18 protein-coding genes are annotated in these 20,071 nt (G+C 64.8%); 9 read left to right on the top strand and 9 right to left on the bottom strand.

Annotated features, from left to right (window positions below):
- Nucleotides 1-45 precede the first annotated feature (45 nt).
- The 5 genes from ACLB0R_RS12860 to pdxH form a co-directional block, all read right to left on the bottom strand.
- On the bottom strand, nucleotides 46-762 hold the full coding sequence (locus tag ACLB0R_RS12860; protein ID WP_416643303.1) for a head GIN domain-containing protein: 717 nt from the start codon (nucleotides 760-762) through the stop codon (nucleotides 46-48).
- A gap of 141 nt (nucleotides 763-903) precedes the next feature.
- Nucleotides 904-1,437 (bottom strand): CarD family transcriptional regulator, encoded by a 534-nt coding sequence (locus ACLB0R_RS12855; RefSeq protein ID WP_416643304.1) that lies wholly within the window; start codon nucleotides 1,435-1,437, stop codon nucleotides 904-906.
- 223 nt (nucleotides 1,438-1,660) lie between these two features.
- Complete coding sequence (locus ACLB0R_RS12850) at nucleotides 1,661-2,467, bottom strand: PhzF family phenazine biosynthesis protein (RefSeq protein WP_416643305.1); 807 nt, start codon at nucleotides 2,465-2,467, stop codon at nucleotides 1,661-1,663.
- Nucleotides 2,464-3,444 (bottom strand): cation diffusion facilitator family transporter, encoded by a 981-nt coding sequence (locus ACLB0R_RS12845; RefSeq protein WP_416643306.1) that lies wholly within the window; start codon nucleotides 3,442-3,444, stop codon nucleotides 2,464-2,466. The genes ACLB0R_RS12850 and ACLB0R_RS12845 overlap by 4 nt, the downstream gene beginning before the upstream one ends.
- Nucleotides 3,441-4,052 carry a pyridoxamine 5'-phosphate oxidase gene (gene pdxH / locus ACLB0R_RS12840; protein ID WP_416643307.1) on the bottom strand — a complete coding sequence of 204 codons (612 nt, stop codon included), beginning with the start codon at nucleotides 4,050-4,052 and terminating at the stop codon, nucleotides 3,441-3,443. The genes ACLB0R_RS12845 and pdxH overlap by 4 nt, the downstream gene beginning before the upstream one ends.
- A gap of 159 nt (nucleotides 4,053-4,211) precedes the next feature.
- Between pdxH and ACLB0R_RS12835 the strand changes: the two genes are divergently transcribed.
- The 7 genes from ACLB0R_RS12835 (at nucleotide 4,212) to aroC (ending at nucleotide 12,083) form a co-directional block, all read left to right on the top strand.
- The gene (locus tag ACLB0R_RS12835; protein ID WP_416643308.1) at nucleotides 4,212-6,695 is read left to right on the top strand and encodes a circularly permuted type 2 ATP-grasp protein; all 2,484 of its coding nucleotides are present in this window, start codon (nucleotides 4,212-4,214) and stop codon (nucleotides 6,693-6,695) included.
- Nucleotide 6,696: 1 nt separating this feature from the next.
- Nucleotides 6,697-7,590, top strand: coding sequence for a transglutaminase family protein (locus ACLB0R_RS12830; protein WP_416643309.1), 894 nt, complete (start codon nucleotides 6,697-6,699; stop codon nucleotides 7,588-7,590).
- 193 nt (nucleotides 7,591-7,783) lie between these two features.
- On the top strand, nucleotides 7,784-8,719 hold the full coding sequence (locus tag ACLB0R_RS12825) for a DnaJ C-terminal domain-containing protein (RefSeq protein ID WP_416643310.1): 936 nt from the start codon (nucleotides 7,784-7,786) through the stop codon (nucleotides 8,717-8,719).
- A gap of 10 nt (nucleotides 8,720-8,729) precedes the next feature.
- Complete coding sequence (locus ACLB0R_RS12820; RefSeq protein WP_416643311.1) at nucleotides 8,730-9,674, top strand: YihY/virulence factor BrkB family protein; 945 nt, start codon at nucleotides 8,730-8,732, stop codon at nucleotides 9,672-9,674.
- 14 nt (nucleotides 9,675-9,688) lie between these two features.
- Complete coding sequence (fabI, locus tag ACLB0R_RS12815) at nucleotides 9,689-10,492, top strand: enoyl-ACP reductase FabI (RefSeq protein WP_416643312.1); 804 nt, start codon at nucleotides 9,689-9,691, stop codon at nucleotides 10,490-10,492.
- Entirely contained in the window at nucleotides 10,489-11,019 is a 531-nt protein-coding gene (locus ACLB0R_RS12810) for a GNAT family N-acetyltransferase (RefSeq protein WP_416643313.1), read from the top strand. Before fabI ends, ACLB0R_RS12810 begins: the two co-directional genes overlap by 4 nt.
- Nucleotides 11,016-12,083: a chorismate synthase gene (gene aroC, locus ACLB0R_RS12805; protein ID WP_416643314.1), complete on the top strand. Its 1,068-nt coding sequence runs from the start codon at nucleotides 11,016-11,018 to the stop codon at nucleotides 12,081-12,083. Before ACLB0R_RS12810 ends, aroC begins: the two co-directional genes overlap by 4 nt.
- 769 nt (nucleotides 12,084-12,852) lie before the next feature.
- Here the strand turns inward: aroC and ACLB0R_RS12800 are convergent.
- The 4 genes from ACLB0R_RS12800 to ACLB0R_RS12785 all read right to left on the bottom strand — a co-directional run bounded on the left by ACLB0R_RS12800 (nucleotide 12,853) and on the right by ACLB0R_RS12785 (nucleotide 18,323).
- Entirely contained in the window at nucleotides 12,853-14,142 is a 1,290-nt protein-coding gene (locus tag ACLB0R_RS12800) for an adenylosuccinate synthase (RefSeq protein WP_416643315.1), read from the bottom strand.
- 210 nt (nucleotides 14,143-14,352) lie between these two features.
- Nucleotides 14,353-15,459, bottom strand: coding sequence for an ATP phosphoribosyltransferase regulatory subunit (locus ACLB0R_RS12795; RefSeq protein ID WP_416643316.1), 1,107 nt, complete (start codon nucleotides 15,457-15,459; stop codon nucleotides 14,353-14,355).
- An 18-nt stretch (nucleotides 15,460-15,477) separates the two neighbouring features.
- Nucleotides 15,478-17,055: a phosphoglycerate dehydrogenase gene (gene serA, locus ACLB0R_RS12790; RefSeq protein ID WP_416643317.1), complete on the bottom strand. Its 1,578-nt coding sequence runs from the start codon at nucleotides 17,053-17,055 to the stop codon at nucleotides 15,478-15,480.
- Nucleotides 17,056-17,162: 107 nt separating this feature from the next.
- Nucleotides 17,163-18,323, bottom strand: a complete 1,161-nt coding sequence (locus ACLB0R_RS12785; RefSeq protein WP_416643318.1) for a phosphoserine transaminase — start codon at nucleotides 18,321-18,323, stop codon at nucleotides 17,163-17,165.
- A 165-nt stretch (nucleotides 18,324-18,488) separates the two neighbouring features.
- Between ACLB0R_RS12785 and ACLB0R_RS12780 the strand changes: the two genes are divergently transcribed.
- Nucleotides 18,489-19,163, top strand: coding sequence for an extensin family protein (locus ACLB0R_RS12780; protein ID WP_416643319.1), 675 nt, complete (start codon nucleotides 18,489-18,491; stop codon nucleotides 19,161-19,163).
- A 9-nt stretch (nucleotides 19,164-19,172) separates the two neighbouring features.
- A complete protein-coding gene (locus tag ACLB0R_RS12775; protein WP_416643320.1) occupies nucleotides 19,173-20,069 on the top strand; it encodes an LOG family protein in 897 nt (298 codons plus the stop codon).
- The last annotated feature ends 2 nt before the right edge of the window (nucleotides 20,070-20,071 follow it).

Raw genomic sequence — 20,071 nt, 5'->3', positions numbered from 1 at the left:
CCTAAGGCATCGCCGCTTTCGCTTGGCGGCGCAAGACCGGCCAGATCAATGCCCGCAGGTCACGTCACCCGAGCCGAGCTTGCTGGTCGAACAATGCGCGTTGGGGCCAAGGTCGACATCGCCCGATCCCATGACATTCACCGAGGCGGCGCCGTTGACTGTCGCAGTCGCATCGCCTGATCCCATCACCGACACATTGGCTCCTTGAGCCTCGACGCCCTTCAAGCGCAAGCTGCCTGAGCCGGTGACCGACATTGCCAGCTGCGCGGCCTTGCCCTTGGCGTCAATGTCCCCCGATCCGGTGATCGAGAATTCGCCATGCTTCACGTCGAGCGCGGCGACGTTTAGGTTGCCCGATCCGGTCGCCGAGCCCTTGAAGCTGTCGCCCGTGACGCGCTCGACCGCCATGTCGCCTGATCCGGTGACCGAGGCGCCATGGATCGCCGGCATGGTGACGGTGATCGTCGCATCGCGGGTCGACCATTCGAAGCCCATCGTCGATTTGCGCCCGATGCTGAGCGTATCGCCATCGCGCTCGATGCGGAGGCGGTCGAGCACCTCGGCAGGTCCCTCGGCGTGGACGGCGAATTGCGGACCGACGCGGACACGCACATTGTCTGATCCGGTCAGCGCGACTTGATTGAAGTCACTGACGGCGAAATCGCGCGCGGTGCCGCTGCCGGTGCCCTTCACGCCCGAATCGCCCAAGGCGACCGAGCACGCTGCTAGTGGCAGCGCCGCCAGAATGATTATTCCACGCATCAAAAAAAAACCTCCCATGTGTATTGATTACATAACACACCAAGAGACTCCTCGCAAGAGGATGAGCGCGACAGAAAAAAGGGCGGCCCCAACATGGGACCGCCCGGTTTTGAGGTCAGCGGCCTGGCAGACGAATGCCCGTCAGGCCGGCACCTTGTCCTTGTTGTAGATCGCGGCCGCAGCGCGCAGGATGTCGAGGATCTTCTCCTGCGCCTTGCGCTCGTCGGTTTCTTCCATCGCGGCGAGCTCGCGCGCGAGGCGGCTGGTTGCCGCTTCGAAAATCTGCCGCTCCGAATAGCTCTGCTCGGGCTGGTCCTCGGCGCGGAACAGATCACGGACTACCTCGGCGATCGAGACGAGGTCGCCTGAGTTGATCTTCGCTTCATATTCCTGCGCGCGGCGCGACCACATGGTGCGCTTGACCTTGGGCTTGCCCTTCAGCGTATCGAGCGCTTCCTTCAGCGTCTTGTCACTGGACAGCTTGCGCATGCCGACGCTTTCCGCCTTGTTGGTCGGCACCCGCAGCGTCATTTTCTCTTTCTCGAAGCGGAGCACGTAAAGCTCCAGCTGCATGCCGGCGATTTCCTGCTTCTGCAGTTCGATCACCCGGCCAACGCCATGCTTGGGATATACGACATAATCACCGACAACGAAGGACAGCGCCTTGGCAGCCATTCTGTTCAGCCTTTCCGTAGTCTAGGGGATCCCCGTCGTCATGTCGCCGCCACGACCGAGCCGGAGCGATGCGACAGCCGGGGAAATACGCGGTTCCAAATCTCCGTGGCGGGGCCTTCACCTAGCACCCGTGGGAGCCTATTTAACATAGTCGTAATAAAATTACCAGCATCGATTGTTGGAAGGCGCAGCGTGGTTACCCAAATCGGTCGCGGCTGTGATGCTAAATCAGGAGCACGCCTTCCATTGTCGTCACGCAGCTGCCGGTCAGGATCGCCCGGTCGCCGTCGAGCCGGCAGCCGACATGGCCACCGCGCTTGCTGGCCTGATACGCCGTGAAATGCGCGCGGCCCAGCCGATCTGCCCAATAGGGAGTCAACACCGAATGAGCAGAGCCCGTGACCGGGTCCTCGTCGATGCCAGCTCCCGGTGCGAAGACACGGCTGATCACGTCGGTGTCTTCGCCTGGCGCGGTGGCGATGGTGAGCACGTCGCCCTCAGCCGCAAGCTTGCGGAAATCGGGGGCAAGCGCGTGGATGTCGGCGGCGCTTTCCAGCACGACCAAGCCATAGTGATTGGGGTGCCACAAAGTCGCCTGCACCTTCGCCGGATCGACGCCGAGCCCGGCGATGATTGCCGGCAGCGGCTTCGGCGCCGCTGGATAAGCGGGGAGTGCCATGTGATATTGGCCACCGGCCGCCCGCTCGACGCGGAGGATGCCGGCCTTGCGCGTGCGGAAGGTCACCGCCTCGCGATCCGGGTCCGACGTCAGGATGAAATGACCGCTCGCCAAGGTCGCATGGCCGCACAGCGCGACTTCGACTGCGGGCGTGAACCAGCGCAATTCGAAATCCGCCGCGCCGCTCGCGTCGGGGATGAAGAACGCGGTCTCGGCGAGGTTGTTCTCCTCGGCGATCGCCTGCAACACAGCGTCATCGAGCCAGTCGCTGAGCGGCATCACCGCTGCCGGATTGCCCGTGAACGGCCGGTCGGCAAAGGCATCGATTTGGGCGACGGGCAGGCGCGTCATTTCGGCTCTTCTTCCTTCAGCTTGGCGATCAGGTCTTCCTCGACCAGGGCGTTGCCCGGCTGATCGACCTGGCCTTCCGGATCGATATGGATCAGGATTTCGGTGCCCGGAAAGGCCTCGGCCAGCCGCTGTTCGACGGCTTCGGTAATGTCATGCGCTTCGGCGATCGTCATGCGACCGTCGACCTCGATATGGAACTGCACGAAATCCATCGATCCGCTGCTGCGCGTGCGCAAGTCGTGCAGGCTCTTCAGTTCGGGAAACTCGCTGGCGATCTCGACGAACCGTCGGCGCTTTTCGTCTGGCCACTCGCGGTCCATCAACTGGTCGATCGCCTCGGTCGAGGAGCGCAGCGCACCCCAGAGCAGCCATAGCGCAATGCCGATGCCGAACAGCGCATCAGCGCCGCGCACATCGAGATACGCCTCCAGCGCCAGCGCGACGATCACGGCGATGTTGAGCAGCAGGTCCGACTGGTAGTGGAGATGATCGGTGCTGATCGCGACCGATCCGGTGCGCTTCACCACGCTGCGCTGATAAGTGACGAGTGCACCGGTCATCAGCACGGCGATGAACGAAGCGCCAATGCCGAGCTCAGCATCGACCGTGGCGCTATGGTGCATCAGCCGGTCGACCGCGCGCACCCCGATCGCCAGCGCCGAGGCTGCGATGACCGCGACCTGGAACAGCGCGACCAGCGCCTCTGCCTTGCCATGGCCGAAGCGATGCGTTTCGTCCGCCGGCTGCGCGGCCAGATAGACGCCGAACAACGTCATCAGCGACGCGACAAGGTCAAGGCCGGTATCAGCAAGCGAGCCCAGCATCGCGATCGAACCGGTGTACCAGGCGGCATAGCCTTTGATGAACATCAGCACGCTGGCGGTGGCGACGCTCGCCATGGCGGCGCCGCGCGTCAGCTGGCCCATCGACTCGGCATGGGCAGCGCGCGCGTCGTGATGATTGTGAGCGCCGCTCATGGGTAAAGCAGCCCCGTGTCCCAGCCAGTGGCAGAGCGCGTGAAGACGCGGCGATCGTGCAGGCGGAAATCGCGATCGAGCCAGAATTCGATCCGCTCGGGCGCGACGCGATAGCCTGACCAGTGTGGCGGGCGCGGCACGTCGGCCCCCTCGAAGCGCGCCTGCATCGCGGCAAAGCGAGCTTCGAAGGTCGCGCGGTCGGGTAGCGGCCGCGACTGGTCAGACGCCCAGGCGCCGAGCTGCGAATTACGGCTGCGGGTCGCGAAATACGCATCGGCTTCCGCATCGCTCACTGTCGATACGGGCCCTTCGACGCGCACCTGGCGGCGCAGCGACTTCCAGTGGAACAACAAGGCTGCCCGGGGATTGGCGGTTAAGTCGCCGGCCTTGCGGCTCTCCTGGTTGGTGTAAAAAATGAACCCGTCCGGCCCATGGCCTTTGAGCAGCACCATCCTTAAGCCCAGCCGGCCCTCGGCGTCCGCCGTCGCCAGCGCCATGGCGTTCGGATCGTTTAGTTCGTGGGCTTGCGCTTCGGCGAACCACGCCTCGAACAGCGCGATGGGGTCGGTCGCTTCAAACAACGCGTCAGCAGGGGTGGGATCGGCCATGGCGCGCGCTTTACCGGCGCTCGCGGGCGGCGTCACCCCTTCTTCGTACCCCGCGCCGGATAGTCGTTATTGCACAGCAGCAGCGATTATGGTGACGTATACCGCAAGGCAGCAAGGGGCTCAGGTGATCGATCGGTCTTTCCACGCCGGGCCACGCTGATGGCCAGTGCGACGCAGCAACACTCGCTGCTCGATCCCGCGACGATGGCAGCGCGATGGCTGGCGGAGTATTGCCGCGCGGCGCCGCTCGGCGACGTGATGAAATCGGGCGAGGCGTGCTGGTCCAAGCTGCTCGAGGAACTGGCGGGCGCGTTTGGTGATGAACTTGGCCATGCGCGCGAGCGGGTGCAGCGCCAGGCCGAGGATATCGGCACGGGTTTTCGCATCATCGGCGAACAGGAGGAGCGGCCCTGGCCGGTCTCGCCGGTGCCGCTGCTGATCGGCGAGCACGAATGGATGGGGCTTGCCGAGGGCGTCGTCCAGCGTGCCGAGCTGATGGAGGCGGTGGTTGCCGATCTCTACGGGCCGGGCCGGCTGGTGAGCTCGGGGCATCTGCCCGCGGCGCTGGTCAACGGCAGTCCCTATTATCTGCGCGCGCTCGTCGGGCAGTCCCCGCCGGGCGGTCACCACCTCAATTTCATCGCGATCGATCTGGCGCGCGGGCCTGATGGCGAGTGGCGCGTGCTCGGCGATCATCTACGCGCGCCGGCGGGTGCGGGCTATGCGCTCGAAAACCGGCTGGCGATGTCGCGCACGGTGGGTGGCCTGCAAGCGCGCCTCAACATCCAGCGTCAGGCGCCGTTCTTCGCCGCGTTTCGCGAGGGACTTGCGGCGGCGTGCACCCGCAGCGAGCCGCGCATGGGGCTGCTCACTCCCGGTCGCTACAATCAGAGCTATGCCGAGCAAGCCCATCTCGCGCGCTATCTCGGGCTGCTGCTCGTCGAGGGCGGCGATCTCGCGGTGATCGAGGACCGGCTCTACGTTCGCACCATTGCGGGGCTGAAGCGCGTCGATGCGCTGTGGCGGCGGGTTGATCCCAGCCTGCTCGATCCGCTGGCGTTCGATGTGCACTCGACGATCGGCGTACCCGGCCTGGTCGATGCCTGGGCGGCGGGCAATGTCGTCATCGCCAATTCGCCCGGTGCAGCGGTGCTGGAGGCGCCGGCGTTCAGCGCGTTCATGCCGCGCCTCTCGACCCGGCTCACCGGCGCGCCGCTCAAAATCCCCAACATCGCGACATGGTGGTGCGGCCAGCCGGCGGAATGCGAGGGGGTGCAGCGCAACCTCGATCATCTGCTCATCGGCCCCGCCTTCAACGCCGCGCCGCTCGGTCTCGGCACCGACCGCGCCTTGCCCGGCGCTGACATCACTGGCGAGGCGCGGGCGCGGTTGCTGGCTGACATGGCGCGGCGGCCGCAGGATTATGTCGGACAGGAGATCGTCCACCTCTCAACCATGCCGGTGGTGACCGAAGACCGATTGATTGCGCGGCCCTTCACGCTGCGCGTGTTCGCGGCGCGCGATGCGAAAGGTGCATGGACGGTAATGCCCGGCGGTTTCGCCCGCATCGGCGAGCATGCCGATGTCCGCGCGACGGTGATGGGCGAAGGCAGCTGGTCGGCGGACGTCGCGGTGCATGGTGCGACGCCGGTTGCCAGCACCTCGATGCTCGTCGACCCCGGCTCGACGCATATCCGCCGCAACCCCGGCACCCTGCCGAGCCGCGTCGCCGACAATTTCTTCTGGCTCGGCCGCTACCTCGAGCGCGGCGAGGCGCTGCTCGGCGTGCTGCGGCTGATGCTCGGCAATTCGATCGACATGGATGCCGGCGCTGCGCTGGGGCCGGAAACGCTGGGGCGGCTGATCGGCATCGTCACCAACGCGGGCGCGGCGCCGCATCCGCCGTCGCTCAAGCGAAGCGACCTCATCGCTTTTGCCCGCGCGGCGATGGAGGGCGAGGCCGACGGCTGGTTCAGCGTCCGCGCCATCAACCGCATCGCGCGGGCGATCGGCGCGGGATCGCGCGACCGGTTGTCGGGCGACATGATGCGACTGCTCGACGCGCCGTTCCCGACGACGGGCGGCATCCTTGATCGCGCGGGGTCGCTCCAGCGCCGTTATGCCGCGCTCGCTGGCCTGACCGCCGAGCATATGAGCCGCACCGCTGCCTGGCGATTCCTTGACATGGGCCGGCGCCTCGAACGCGCGAGCGCGATCGCCCGGGCGGTGCGCGCGTTCGGTATGGCGGAGGCAACGTCGGACGATCTTTCGACCCTGCTCGACTTGTGCGACAGCCAGATCAGCTATCGCCAGCGCTACCTCACCGGCATCGCGCGGCTTGCGGTGGTCGATCTCGTCGCGCTCGACCCGGGCAATCCGCGCTCGGTCGCGTTCCAGGCGGAGCGGATCGTCGAGCATCTCCGCGCACTGCCGGTGCTCGACGATGACGGCATGGCCGAGCCGCAACAGGCCGAAGCGGCGGGACTTGCCGCGTTGATTACCACGACGACCGCGCAAATGCTGACCGACGCCAAGCTGCGCGAGATCGAGCTCCGGCTGCAGGCGCTGAGCGAGCAGATTTCGCGCCGCTATTTTCTCCATGGCGCCGCGCCGCTGCGCGCCAGCGGTCTGACGCTGGCCTGATATGCAGTACGACATCCGCCATCTGACGCGTTTTCACTATGGCAACCCGGTCGAGTTCGCGCGCTGCAATCTGCGGCTGAAGCCGATCGACTGGCCGGGGCAGACGCTGGAAAGCCACCGGCTGACGATCGCGCCCTCGGGCCGGACGATGCCGGTCCGCGCCAGCCACGGCCTGGCTAATGTCGCGCGGCTGATCATCGAGGACCCCGTCGTCGAACTCGCGATCGAGAGCGTGTCGCGCGTCATGGTCGACCGGCTGGTGCCGGTGCCGGCGCCCGACGACCCGACGATCGCCGAGGTTGCCGCCGCCGCGCGCGCCAGCCGCGATCTGTCGCCGCTGGGGCCGGCGGGCTATCTCTACCCCTCACCGCTGATTCCGCTCGATGCCGATATCGCGGCCTGGTGCGCGGCGGAATTGGCGCCCGATCGATCGGTGACCGAAGCCGGCATCGCGCTTGCCCGGCGCATCCAGACCGAATTTGCTTTCGACCCCACCGCCACGCTGGTCGACACCCCGCCGCATGAGGCGTTCATGAAGCGTGGCGGCGTCTGCCAGGATTTCGCGCAGATCATGATCACCGGCTTGCGCGCCGCCGGGCTGCCCGCCGCTTATGCCTCGGGCTATATCCGCACCATTCCGCCGCCGGGGCAGGAAAAGCTGATGGGCGCAGATGCGACGCATGCCTGGGTGCTGATCTGGTGCGGCGAAGCGCGCGGCTGGATCGGCGTCGATCCGACCAACGGCATCTGGATGGCGGGCGACCATATCGTCATGGCGGTCGGCCGCGATTATGCCGAAATCGCGCCGATCGACGGCATCGTGCTGGGCTCGGGGATGCAGAAGTTGGACGTCGCGGTGGATGTCATGCCAGTTGAGGAGGTTAGCGCCACATGATCCTCCCCCGCCAGGGGGAGGTGGCATGCGTAGCATGACGGAGGGGGTGGAATCCCGCGCTCGGTTGGGTGTCCACCCCCTCCGACGCCTTCGGCGCCACCTCCCCCTGATGGGGGAGGATTCAAGACAGGCAGCGTTTGCGCTCTTCGGCGCAATCCCCCACATAGAGCCCAAGGAGTTTTCAGAGGTTCGAATGGCCGATCCCTACACGACACTGGGCGTGGCCCGCAGCGCGAGCGAAGCCGACATCAAAAAGGCGTATCGCAAGCTCGCCAAGGAGCTGCACCCCGATACCAACAAGAACAATCCCAAGGCCGCCGAGCGCTTTTCGCAAGTGACGCAGGCCTATGACTTCCTGTCCGACAAGGACAAGCGTGCCCGCTTCGATCGCGGTGAGATTGACGGCGACGGCAACCCGACGATGCCGTTCGGCTTTGGACGGCAGGCTGGCGACAGCGGCACGTTTCGACCCGGCACCGCGGATTTCGACTTTGGCGGGGGTGGCGGGCCTGATCTCGGCGACTTGTTCGAGGGGCTGTTCGGCGGCCGTCGGGGCGGGGGCGGGGGCGGTTTTGCGAGCGGGTTCGGCCGCCAGCCGCCGCCCAAGGGCGCCAATGTCGCGTACACGCTGACCGTGCCGTTCACCGAAGCGGCGGCGCTCAAGCCGCAACGCGTGACGCTGGCGGATGGCAAGGATATCGAATTGAAGCTGCCCGCCGGCTTTGAGGACGGCACCCAGATCCGGCTGGCGGGCAAGGGCGAGCCCGGCCCCGGCGGGCCTGGCGATGCGATCGTGACGCTCAGCATCGGCGCGCATCGCTATTTCACCCGCGACGGCGACGATGTCCGCCTCGATCTGCCGATCACGCTCGCTGAAGCCGTGCTTGGCAGCCAGGTGCGCGTGCCGACCGTTGAAAGCGCGGTCATGCTGACGGTGCCCAAGGGCGCCAATTCGGGCAAGGTGCTGCGCCTGAAAGGCAAGGGCTTCCACAAGAAAGTCGGCGGTCGCGGTGATCAGCTCGTCACGCTGTTGGTCGATTTGCCGGTCGATGACGACGCGCTCGTCGAGTTCGTCCAGAACTGGCCCAACCGCGACAAGTGGCGCCCGCGCGACAAGCTGGGCATGTAAGCGAGCTTAGGTGCAGGATTATTCCCCCGTATCGCCGGAAGCACGTCGGCGGGTCGACACCCCCCGCCTCGACCGGCGGCTCGCGTTCATGGCACCGGGTAGCTTCGCGCATGAATTCATGCGGCGGGTAGTGGTCGGCGTGGTCAGTGATGGGTTCGTCCATGCCGGCAACCTGGCTTATCTCTCGCTGCTGACGTTGTTTCCGTTCTTCATCGTGGCGGCCGCGATTGCGCGGCTGATCGGGCGGACCGATGCCGGATTGAGCGCGGTCAACGATTTCCTCGCCGCCGTGCCGCCGAGCGTCGCAACATTACTGCAGACCCCGATAACCGATGTGCTGGCGGCGCGATCGGGGTCGCTGCTCTGGTTCGGCGCGCTGGTCGGGCTGTGGACGACGGCGAGCTATGTCGAGACGATCCGTGACATCGTGCGGCGCGCTTATGGCGTGAAATCGCAGCGGCCCTTCTGGCATTATCGGCTGGGCTCGATTGCGCTCATTCTGGGATCGCTGCTATTGGTGATGATCGCGTTCAGCCTGCAGGTGTCGCTGGCTGCTGCAGGGCAGTTCATCACCGACGTCATGCCGTTCGCGCGAAGCGCCACCACGATCATCCACCTCACTCAGTTGGTACAATTGGTGATCGTCTTCGTCGCGCTGTACGGCCTGTTCGTGTCGCTGACGCCCAAGCGCTATCGTGGGCCCGGCTGCGCGAAATGGCCCGGCGCCGCCTTTACCGCGCTCTGGTGGCAGACCGTCACGGCTTATCTGCCGGCAGTGATCACCAGCCTGACGCATTACGACCTGACTTATGGCAGCCTGGCCGGCGTGATGATTGCGCTCATCTACTTCTTTTTAATCGGGCTTGGCATCGTTGTCGGTGCGCATATCAACGCGGCACTGGCGGAAGCCGACCGACCGGGAGTAGAGAGCGCCAACGGCGCAGAGCTGAATTAATGGGGAACGGCAGCGTGACGGAATTGATGGCGGGAAAGCGCGGGCTCATCATGGGCCTCGCCAATGATCGGTCGCTGGCCTGGGGCATCGCCAAAAAGCTCGCCGAGCACGGTGCCGAATTGGCCTTTTCCTATCAGGGCGAGGCGATCGAAAAGCGCGTGCGGCCGCTCGCTGAGAGCCTGGGCTCGCAGAATTTGTTCGATTGCGACGTGGCGGACATGGCCTCGCTCGACGCGCTGTTCGATAGTTTGCGGACGCGCTGGGGCAAGCTCGATTTCGTCGTTCACGCAATCGGCTTTTCCGACAAGAACGAGCTGCGCGGCCGCTATTATGACACCAGCCTCGACAATTTCCTCCATACGATGAACATCTCGGTCTACAGCTTCACCGCCGTTGCCAAGCGCGCGCGCGAGCTGATGCCCGATGGCGGCTCGCTGCTGACCTTGAGCTATTATGGCGCCGAGAAGGTGGTGCCGCATTACAATGTGATGGGCGTGGCCAAGTCAGCGCTGGAGACGAGCGTCCAGTATCTCGCGATGGACCTGGGCCGCGACAATATCCGCGTGAATGCCATTTCCGCCGGGCCGATCAAAACGCTGGCGGCCAGCGGCATCGGTGATTTCCGCCTGATCCTGAAGTGGAACGAGTATAACTCACCGCTGAAGCGCAATGTGACGATCGAGGATGTCGGCGGTGCAGGGGTGTATCTGCTGTCCGACCTGTCCGCAGGCGTGACGGGTGAGACGCACCATGTCGATGCCGGCTACCACGTCATCGGCATGAAAGCCGAAGACGCGCCGGATATTACGCTGGCATGAGCGCTGCCGCCATCCGGTTGGCGCGAGCAGAGGATCAGGCATCGATCAGCAAGCTGGTCGCGCGGGCATTCGCCGCGACGCCTTACGGCCATAATGGCGAGGCCGATCTGGTTGGCGCACTCCATGACGATGGCCATGCCGTGCTCGAGCTGGTTGCAGAAGCAGATGGCGAAATTATCGGCCACATCTTGTTCAGCCGGATGGACGTCGTTGCTGATGGTGTACCGATCGAGGCGCTAGCGCTGGCGCCGTTGTCGGTGTCGCCGGCTCACCAAAGGCACGGCATCGGCTCGGCGCTGGTCGACCATGCGCACGCCGTGTTGGCCGAAACGCCAGCGCGCCTCGCTTTCGTTCTCGGCGACGCAGATTATTATGAGCGTTTCGGCTATTCGGCTCAGCTCGCTCGACCTTTTGCCTCGCCTTATGCCGGCGATGCGTTCATGGCGCTTTGGCTGTGCGATACGCTGAGCGTGCCCGATGCGGGGGTGGCGCACCATGCGCCGGCGTTTGGACGGGTGGGAGCATGAGCCACAACAGCTTCGGCCATTTGTTCCGCGTAACGACCTGGGGCGAGAGCCACGGGCCGGCGATCGGTGCGGTGGTCGATGGCTGCCCGCCGGGAATCGCGCTCTCAGAGGCTGATATCCAGCCCTATCTCGACAAGCGTCGCCCCGGCCAGTCCCGCTTCACGACGCAGCGGCAGGAGCCGGACGCGGTCCGCATCCTCTCCGGCGTGTTCGAGGGGCGGACGACAGGCACGCCGATCAGTCTGATGATCGACAATGTCGACCAGCGATCAAAGGATTATTCCGACGTCGCCCAGGCCTATCGCCCGGGCCATGCCGATTACGCATATGATGCCAAATACGGCTTTCGCGATTATCGCGGCGGCGGGCGATCGTCGGCGCGGGAAACGGCGATGCGGGTGGCGGCGGGCGCGGTGGCGCGTCTGGTGATTCCCGAAGTGACGATCACCGCGTGGGTCGAGGCGGTCGGTGGGGATGCGATCGACCCTGCTAATTTCGACGCTGCCGAAATCGATCGCAACCCGTTCTTTTGCCCCGATGCCGCCGCCGCAGGACGCTGGGAAGCCAAGATCGATGCGGCGCGCAAGGCCGGCTCGTCGCTCGGCGCGGTGATCGCGTGCAGCGCGACGGGGGTGCCCGCTGGCTGGGGGGCGCCGATCTACGCCAAGCTCGATGCCGATCTGGCCGCCGCTTGCATGGGCATCAACGCGGTCAAGGGCGTCGAGATTGGCGACGGCTTTGCCGCCGCCGCTCTGTCGGGCGAGGAAAATGCCGACCGGATGCGCCCGGGCAATGACGGTCCGATCTTCCTCGCCAACCACGCCGGCGGAATCGCCGGGGGCATTTCGACCGGCCAGCCGATCGCGCTGCGCGTCGCGTTCAAGCCGACCAGCTCGATCCTGACCCCCGTTGAGACGATCACCCGCGACGGCGAGGCGACCGACATCGTCACCAAGGGGCGGCACGATCCGTGCGTCGGCATCCGCGGCGCGCCGGTGGTCGAGGCGATGGTCGCGATCGTGCTGGCCGATCACAAATTGCGCCATCGCGGCCAGGTGGGCTGAAATCAAGTAGAATAGCTAGGCACAACATCAATTTGCATTCTCGAACTCAATGTCGAAAGCGCTATTTTTGTGACTTTCGAGCGCCCGGCGTTACTCTCTCCTGTAAGCGAAGCTTTGTGATATTAACAGCGCGTCAAACAAGATTATCGTTGTTGAACGGGGTAAAGTCAATTCTTTGAGCTCTCAGCAATTCAGCTTTACCGTAATAATAAGCACGAATTGGTGCTGCAAATGCCATGATAACGGACGATGTGACCCATCCGCACAAAATCACAATAGGGATTATATGGCTAAATTCGTCCGGTAACTCCATAACTACCTCGCTTGTAAGCTACCAACACAGCCTATAAAATAAACTGTCTTGGGTACTTATACGACCAGGCGTCGCCAAACGAAACCAATGCACAGTGAAACTATCATTTTCGCGTTCTATTATTGTCAGATATTATAATATGATCAATGGTTTGGTAACGGTCGAAAGGTTGAGCGTTATAATCTAGGAGTATTTGATGGAAATCAGGGCTTGGAGGGTCGAATTTAAGTCTATTGTGTGAACACACATGAAGACAATAAGCGTAAATTATATAAATATTCGGAAACTCTCGCCGCAAACAGCGTCAAGTAGTTTCCTAAAGACTTGAAAGTTAAAATATCAAAAGGAGCATTTCGGATTGCTTCTTTATTATGTGTCTTTTGGCGCGATAGGTAGATAATAAATATTTGACCGTATTCGAATATGTAAAAACAAATAATTCTAAATTTACATAATTCAATCTGCAAACGGATCGCGGACCAGGATGGTGTCTTCGCGCTCCGGGCTGGTTGAGACCAGGGCCACCGGGCAGCGGATCAGTTCCTCAATCCGCTTGATATATTTGATCGCAGGGGCCGGCAGATCGGCCCAGCTGCGCGCGCCGGCGGTCGATTCGGTCCAGCCAGGCAAGTCCTCGTAAACCGGCTCGACCGCCGCCTGATCGGCGGCATGGGCCGGAAAATAATCGATCACTTGCCCACGCAGTCGATAGCCGGTGCAAATCCGCACCGTGTCGAACCCGTCGAGCACGTCGATCTTGGTGAGCGCGATGCCGGTGATGCCACCGACGGCCGCCGATTGCCGCACCAGCACCGCATCGAACCAGCCGCAGCGCCGCTTGCGCCCCGTAACGGTGCCGAATTCATGGCCGCGCTCGCCGATCCGCTCGCCTATCGCGTCGTCAAGCTCGGTCGGGAAGGGGCCGGAGCCGACGCGGGTGGTGTAGGCCTTAGCGATCCCGAGCACGAAGCCGACGCCTGACGGGCCCAGCCCCGATCCGCTCGCTGCCGTACCCGCCACAGTGTTCGACGAAGTGACGAACGGGTAAGTGCCGTGGTCGATATCGAGCAGCACGCCCTGCGCGCCTTCGAACAGAATGCGCCGCCCGCGCGCGCGCGCTTCGTTCAGGTCGCGCCACACCGGGCGGGCGAATTGCAGCACGAAATCGGCGATATCGCGCAACTCGGCAAGCAGCGCCGCGCGATCGATCGGCGGCTGGCCAAAGCCGGCGCGCAGCGCATCGTGATGCGCGGTCAGCCGGTCGAGCTGCGGGCCGAGGTCGTCGAGATGCGCCAGATCGCACACCCGGATCGCGCGGCGGCCAACCTTGTCTTCGTAAGCGGGGCCAATGCCGCGCCGCGTCGTGCCGATCTTGCCCGCCCCGCTCGCATCCTCGCGCAGCGCGTCGAGATCGCGGTGAAATGGCAGGATCAGCGGGCAATTGTCGGCGATGCGCAACGTCTCGGGGCTGATCGCTACGCCCTGTGCCGCCAGCTTCTCGACCTCGGCCTTCAGCGCCCAGGGATCGAGCACCACGCCATTGCCGATCACGCTCGGCGTGCCCCGCACGATTCCCGATGGCAGCAGCGACAGCTTATAGACGGTGTTGCCGATGACCAGCGTGTGCCCGGCATTATGCCCGCCCTGGAAGCGCACCACCATATCCGCCCGCTCGGCGAGCCAATCGACGATCTTGCCCTTGCCCTCATCGCCCCATTGGGCGCCGATCACTGCTACATTGGCCATGGATACACGTTTCCCCCTGCCGGAAGGGACCCGCGCGGCCTTCGACAGGACTCGGCACGTGGGGTGGGTAACGTTCGGCGGGTCGGGTAGCGGGGAGTGGGGAGAGGGTCAACCAGTGAAAGCCTGGCCCTTAACGTCATCCCAGCGAAAGCTGGGATCGCTGGCCATAATAGCAGTCATGACGATTCCAGCCTTCGCCGGGATGACGGATTAGATGGGCTTAACCTCGCCGCCCACCAGGACATGGGTGCAAAGCTGCGCGCTGGCACTGTCCTCGGCGTCGAGCGCGGCGACGGTCACCCAACCCTCGGCACGCCGGGCGGCCGCGAGCGCGGGGTCGCTCCCCAGCGGCACGAACAGCCGCCGTCGCTCGGCCGGCGCGATGCCCGCATCGACAATCGCATCGGCATAAAGCGAAAAGCCGATCGCGACTTCCTCGCCGCCATCCTCGCGCAAAATGGTATAGCTGCCGCCGCGCCCGATTTCACGCCGCAAGCCGCCGGCGAAGATCGAAAAGCCGATCCATGACTGATATTCGAAACCGTGCCGTTCAGTGGGGTCGAGGGTGAGCGAGGCGCGGCCGCTTAGCCCTTCAGCGATTTGCCACAGGCCGTCGAGCCGGCTGGTGAGCGCGCCGCCAACATCGAACTGGCAGAGCCGATCATGCGAGGCTTTGAACGGCCCGGCGGCTTCGATCAGCGCCAAATACCGCCGGTCGATCGCGGCGACGCCGCCGGCATCCTTGGCATCGAGGCGGTCTTTGAGTGCATCGACGTGGTCGGCGGCCACCGCCAATGGCCCGGCCGCCAGCGTGTCGACGAGATCGGGCAGGGTGAAGTCGATCGAGAGATCACAAACGCCGGCAGCTGCAAGCGCCTCGACAGCAACCGTCACTACTTCGCGCGCCGCCGCCACGCTGTCGAGGCCGATCAGCTCGCACCCCAATTGCCGCTGCTCGCGCTCCGGCGCGAGCTCGGAGGCACGCAGCTTCACCACCGGGCCGGCATAGCTCAGCCGCACCGGGCGCGGGTGATGCGCCATCCGCGTCGCGGCAATCCGGCCGACCTGCGCGGTGATGTCCGGCCGGATCGCCAGCGTGCGCTGCGAGACGGGATCGACATAGCGCACCGCATCAATCGTGCGCGATGCCTTCAACCGCGCCGCCAGCCCGTCGATGAACTCGATCAGCGGCGGGTCGACGCGCTCATAACCATAGCCGAACGCCGTCTCGAGCACCCGTGCCTCCAGCCGCGCCGCCGCGTCGCCAGCGGGCGGCAGGCGGTCATGAAAACCCTCAGGCAGCAGGGAGGAAGTCATGACCGCCCCTTAGCCACCTCAAAACTTGAGCGCCATCGCCGTTTTCACCCCCGCGAGCGCGCGGACCCGGGCGATCATCTCGGGCGTCACGGCGTCGTCGACCGAGAGCAGCAGGATCGCTTCGCCGCCTGCTTGTCGGCGCCCGAGGTGGAAGGTCGCGATGTTGACGCCGGCCTCGCCCAGCAAGCTGCCGAGCCGGCCGATAAAGCCCGGCGCGTCTTCGTTAACGACATAGAGCATATGACCAACCAAGTCGGCCTCCACCTTGATGCCGAACAGCTCGACCAAGCGCGGCGCCTGATCGCCGAACAGCGTGCCGGCGACGGATCGGTCGCCGGCTTGCGTCTTCACCGTCACGCGGACGAGTGTGTGGTAATCGCCCTCGCGATCATGCCGCACTTCGCGCACGTCGAGCCCGCGCTCCTTAGCCAGGAACGGTGCGTTGACCATGTTGACCGTGTCCGAATGGACCCGCATCAGCCCGGCGAGCACCGCGCTGGTGATCGGCTTCTGGTTGAGTTCGGCGGCGGCGCCTTCGGTCTCGATCGCGACCGAGGTGAGCGCGTCATGGGCGAGTTGGCCGACGAGAGAGCCGAGCTTTTCCGCCAGCCCCATATAGGGCTTGAGCTTCGGCGCTTCCTCGGCGCTGAGGCTGGGCACGTTGAGCGCGTTGGTGATACCGCCGGTCACCAGATAATCGGCCATCTGCTCGGCGACCTGGAGCGCGACATTGACTTGCGCTTCGGTGGTCGAGGCGCCCAAGTGCGGCGTCGAGATGAAGCCCGGCGTGCCGAACAGCGGCGATTCATGCGCAGGCTCGGTCTGGAACACGTCGAGCGCGGCGCCGGCGATGTGACCGCTATCGAGCAATTCCTTCAGCGCCGCCTCGTCGATCAGCCCGCCGCGAGCGCAATTGATGATGCGCACGCCCTTCTTCGTCTTGGCGAGATTGTCGCGGCCGAGGATGTTGCGCGTCTGGTCAGTAAGCGGCGTGTGGAGCGTGATGAAATCGGCACGCGCCAGCAAATCGTCGAGCGTTACTTTTTCCACCCCCATCTCGATCGCGCGCTCGGGAGTCAGGAAGGGATCATAGGCGATCACCTTCATCTTCAGGCCCAGCGCGCGATCGGCGACGATCGAGCCGATATTGCCCGCGCCGATCAGCCCCAGCGTCTTGGCGTAGAGCTCGACGCCCATGAAGCGGTTCTTCTCCCACTTGCCGGCCTGGGTCGAGGCATCGGCCTCGGGCAGCTGGCGGGCGAGCGCGAACATGAGCGCAATGGCGTGCTCGGCGGTGGTGATCGAATTGCCGAACGGGGTATTCATGACGACCACGCCCTTGCCGCTGGCATAGGGGATGTCGACATTATCGACGCCGATGCCGGCTCGGCCGATGACCCGCAGATTGGTCGCGGCGTCGAGCACTTCTTTGGTCACTTTGGTCGCGGAACGGATGGCGAGGCCGTCATATTGGCCGATGATTGCGATCAGCTCGTCCTTGGTCTTGCCGGTGATCTCGTCGACCTCGACACCGCGCGCGCGGAAAATGGCGGCAGCGTTGGGGTCCATTTTGTCGGAAATGAGGACTTTGGGCATGGGTCAGTATCCTTGAAGTTTACCGTCACCCCGGACTTGATCCGGGGTCCCGCTTAACGCGGCGACGAAGAAGAAGCTGGACCCCGGCTCAGGGCCGGGGTGACGAATTACTGTTTGGCCACCGCGTAGGCCCAATCGAGCCAGGGCCCGAGCGCCTCGATATCGGCGGTGTCGACCGTCGCGCCACACCAGATGCGCAGGCCCGGCGGGGCGTCGCGATAGCCAGCGATGTCGAACGCTGCGCCTTCCGCTTCGAGCAGGCGGGCCAGCTTCTTGATGAAGCCCTCGTCGGCGCCTTCGACCGTCAGGCAGACGCTGGTCTTGGAGCGGCTGGCGGGATCGGTAGCGAGGTGACCGAGCCAATCACGTTCCGCCACGATCCGGTCGAGCGCGGCGGCATTGGCGTCGCTGCGCGCGATCAGGCCTTCCAAGCCGCCCAGCCCCTTCGCCCATTCGAGCGCGAAGATCGCATCCTCGACAGCGAGCATGGAGGGCGTGTTGATCGTCTCGCCCTTGAATACGCCTTCGCTGAGCGCGCCCTTGGAGACGAGCCGGAACACCTTGGGCAGCGGCCAGGCCGGCGTATAGCTCTCCAGCCGCTCGACCGCGCGCGGGCCGAGGATCAGCACGCCGTGCCCGCCTTCGCCGCCCAGCACTTTCTGCCAGCTGAAGGTCGCGACGTCGATCTTGTCCCATGGCAAATCATAAGCGAACACCGCGCTGGTCGCGTCGGCAAAGCTCAGTCCTTCGCGGTCGGCGGCGATCCAGTCGCCATCGGGCACGCGGACGCCACTGGTGGTGCCGTTCCAAGTGAACAACACGTCGGTCGACCAATCGACCGCGTCCAGGTCGGGCAGCTGGCCATAATCGGCGCGGATCACGGTCGGGTCGAGCTTCAACTGCTTGACCGCGTCGGTCACCCAGCCTTCGCCGAAGCTTTCCCACGCCAGCGTCGTCACACCGCGCGCGCCGAGCATCGTCCACATCGCCATTTCGAACGCGCCGGTGTCCGACCCCGGCACGATGCCGATCCGGTGCGTGTCAGGCAGCGCCAGGAGCTCGCGCATCTGGTCGAGCGCATATTGCAGCCGCGCCTTGCCGATCTTGGAGCGGTGCGAGCGGCCGAGCGATTGCGTCGCGAGCCTGGCAGCGTCCCAGCCGGGCGGCTTGGCGCACGGGCCCGACGAGAAAAACGGGCGAGCGGGTTTGGTGGCGGGTTTTGGGGGTGCGGACGCAAGGGTGGCGTCAAGCGCGGCAGGTGCAGTCATGTCAGTCTCTCCTTGCAGAGAGCACGCGCGGCGTTGGGACCGCGTGGCCCGTCGACCGCCGTATAGATTTGGCGGGGCCTGTCAATCGGGCTTGTGGGTACGGTTTCCGCCGCCCCGGCGACTCGCCCTGACGCAAGCTACTGGCGCCCCGGCGACAATCGATTCATGACTGCGGTCATGCGTTGGGGCATCGCCACGTTGCTGTTGTTGGCGCTGACCGGTTGTCTCGGCCAGCGGGCAGATCGCACGCCGCCGCGCCCCAATCTACCGCTTGATCGCCCCAGCCAGTGGCAAGCGCCGGCAAGCGCCGAAACGCGCGCCTGTTTCGCTGATCTCGATCGGCTTGGGGTCGCCTATTCGCCGCTCGCTGATCAGGATTTCGGCGGCGGCTGCACGATGGTGGGCGCGGTGCAGCTTGTTGACGTCGGCGTGCCGGTGACGGGCTTGAGGGGGATGCGCTGCGGGTTGGCGCGGGCGTTTGCGGGCTGGGTGCGCAACGGTGTCGCACCGGCGGCGCGGCAGATGCTCGGCAGCGATCTGGTGCGGGTCGAGAGTTTCGGCACTTATGCCTGTCGCGCCACGATCGGCACCGCGACGACGCGGCTGTCGGGCCATGCCATCGCCAATGCCGTCGATATCGGCGGCTTCATCCTTGCCGATGGGCGCCGGGTGACGGTGCTCGCCGACTGGAACGGGCCCGATCCCGCCGTCCGCGAGTTTCTGCGCGTCGTCCATGCCTCTGCATGCAAGCGCTTTGGCACCGTGCTGAGCCCCGATTACAATGCTGCGCATCGCAACCATTTCCATCTGGAGGATGACCACGCCGGATTCTGCCGCTAGGGCAGGGCCATGACCGAGCCCAAAGTCCCCGAACGCGTTTTCGCGCGTGCCCGCCAGGAAGCCGAAACCGCGCGCACCGTCACCGCGACGCCGCAGACCGAAGATGCCGCTTATCGCCTCGCCTTTCAGGACATGGACTTCCTGTTGCGCGAGGATCTCCGGCCGGTGCGTTTCCAACTGGAATTGCTCAAGCCCGAGCTGATCTTTCAGGAAGCGAATATCGGCTCAACCTTTGTCTTTTACGGCTCGGCGCGCATTCCCGAGCCCGCCAACGCGCAGGCGCTGCTCGATCGTGCGACCGACGAGAAAAGCCGCCGCATCGCCGAGCGGCTCGTCGCCAAGTCGCGCTATTATGAGGTCGCGCGCGAGCTTGCTCGCCTCGTCAGCAGCCATCCGTGCGACGAGCATGGCAAGCGCCAGTTTGTGGTGTGCTCGGGCGGCGGGCCGTCGATCATGGAAGCGGCCAATCGCGGCGCCGCCGACGTTGGCGCCGAATCGGTCGCGCTCAACATCGTGCTGCCGCATGAGCAGGCGCCCAATCCCTATGTCACGCCGCGCCTGTCGATGCAGTTCCACTATTTCGCGCTGCGCAAGATGCACTTCCTGCTCCACGCCCGCGCGCTCGCGGCGTTTCCCGGCGGCTATGGCACTTTCGACGAGCTGTTCGAGCTGCTGACGCTGATCCAGACGGGCAAGATCGCGCCGATCCCGGTGCTGCTCTACGGTCGCGAGTTCTGGGAGCGCGTGGTCAATTGGGAAGCTTTGGTCGAGGAAGGCGTGATCGCCGAGCGCGACTTGTCGATCTTCACCTTCGTCGAGACCGCCGAAGAAGGCTGGCGCGTGGTGCGGCGCTTCTACGGCGGCGACGAGACTGTCGCGCCCGGGGGCGGCGCGCTCTTCCCCTGAGC

It is taken from the genome of Sphingomonas sp. GlSt437, from assembly GCF_048015635.2.
In the GTDB taxonomy this organism is placed as follows: domain Bacteria; phylum Pseudomonadota; class Alphaproteobacteria; order Sphingomonadales; family Sphingomonadaceae; genus Sphingomonas.
Note: the sequence above shows the minus strand (reverse complement) of the source record. Positions and strands in the feature narration are given on the sequence as shown.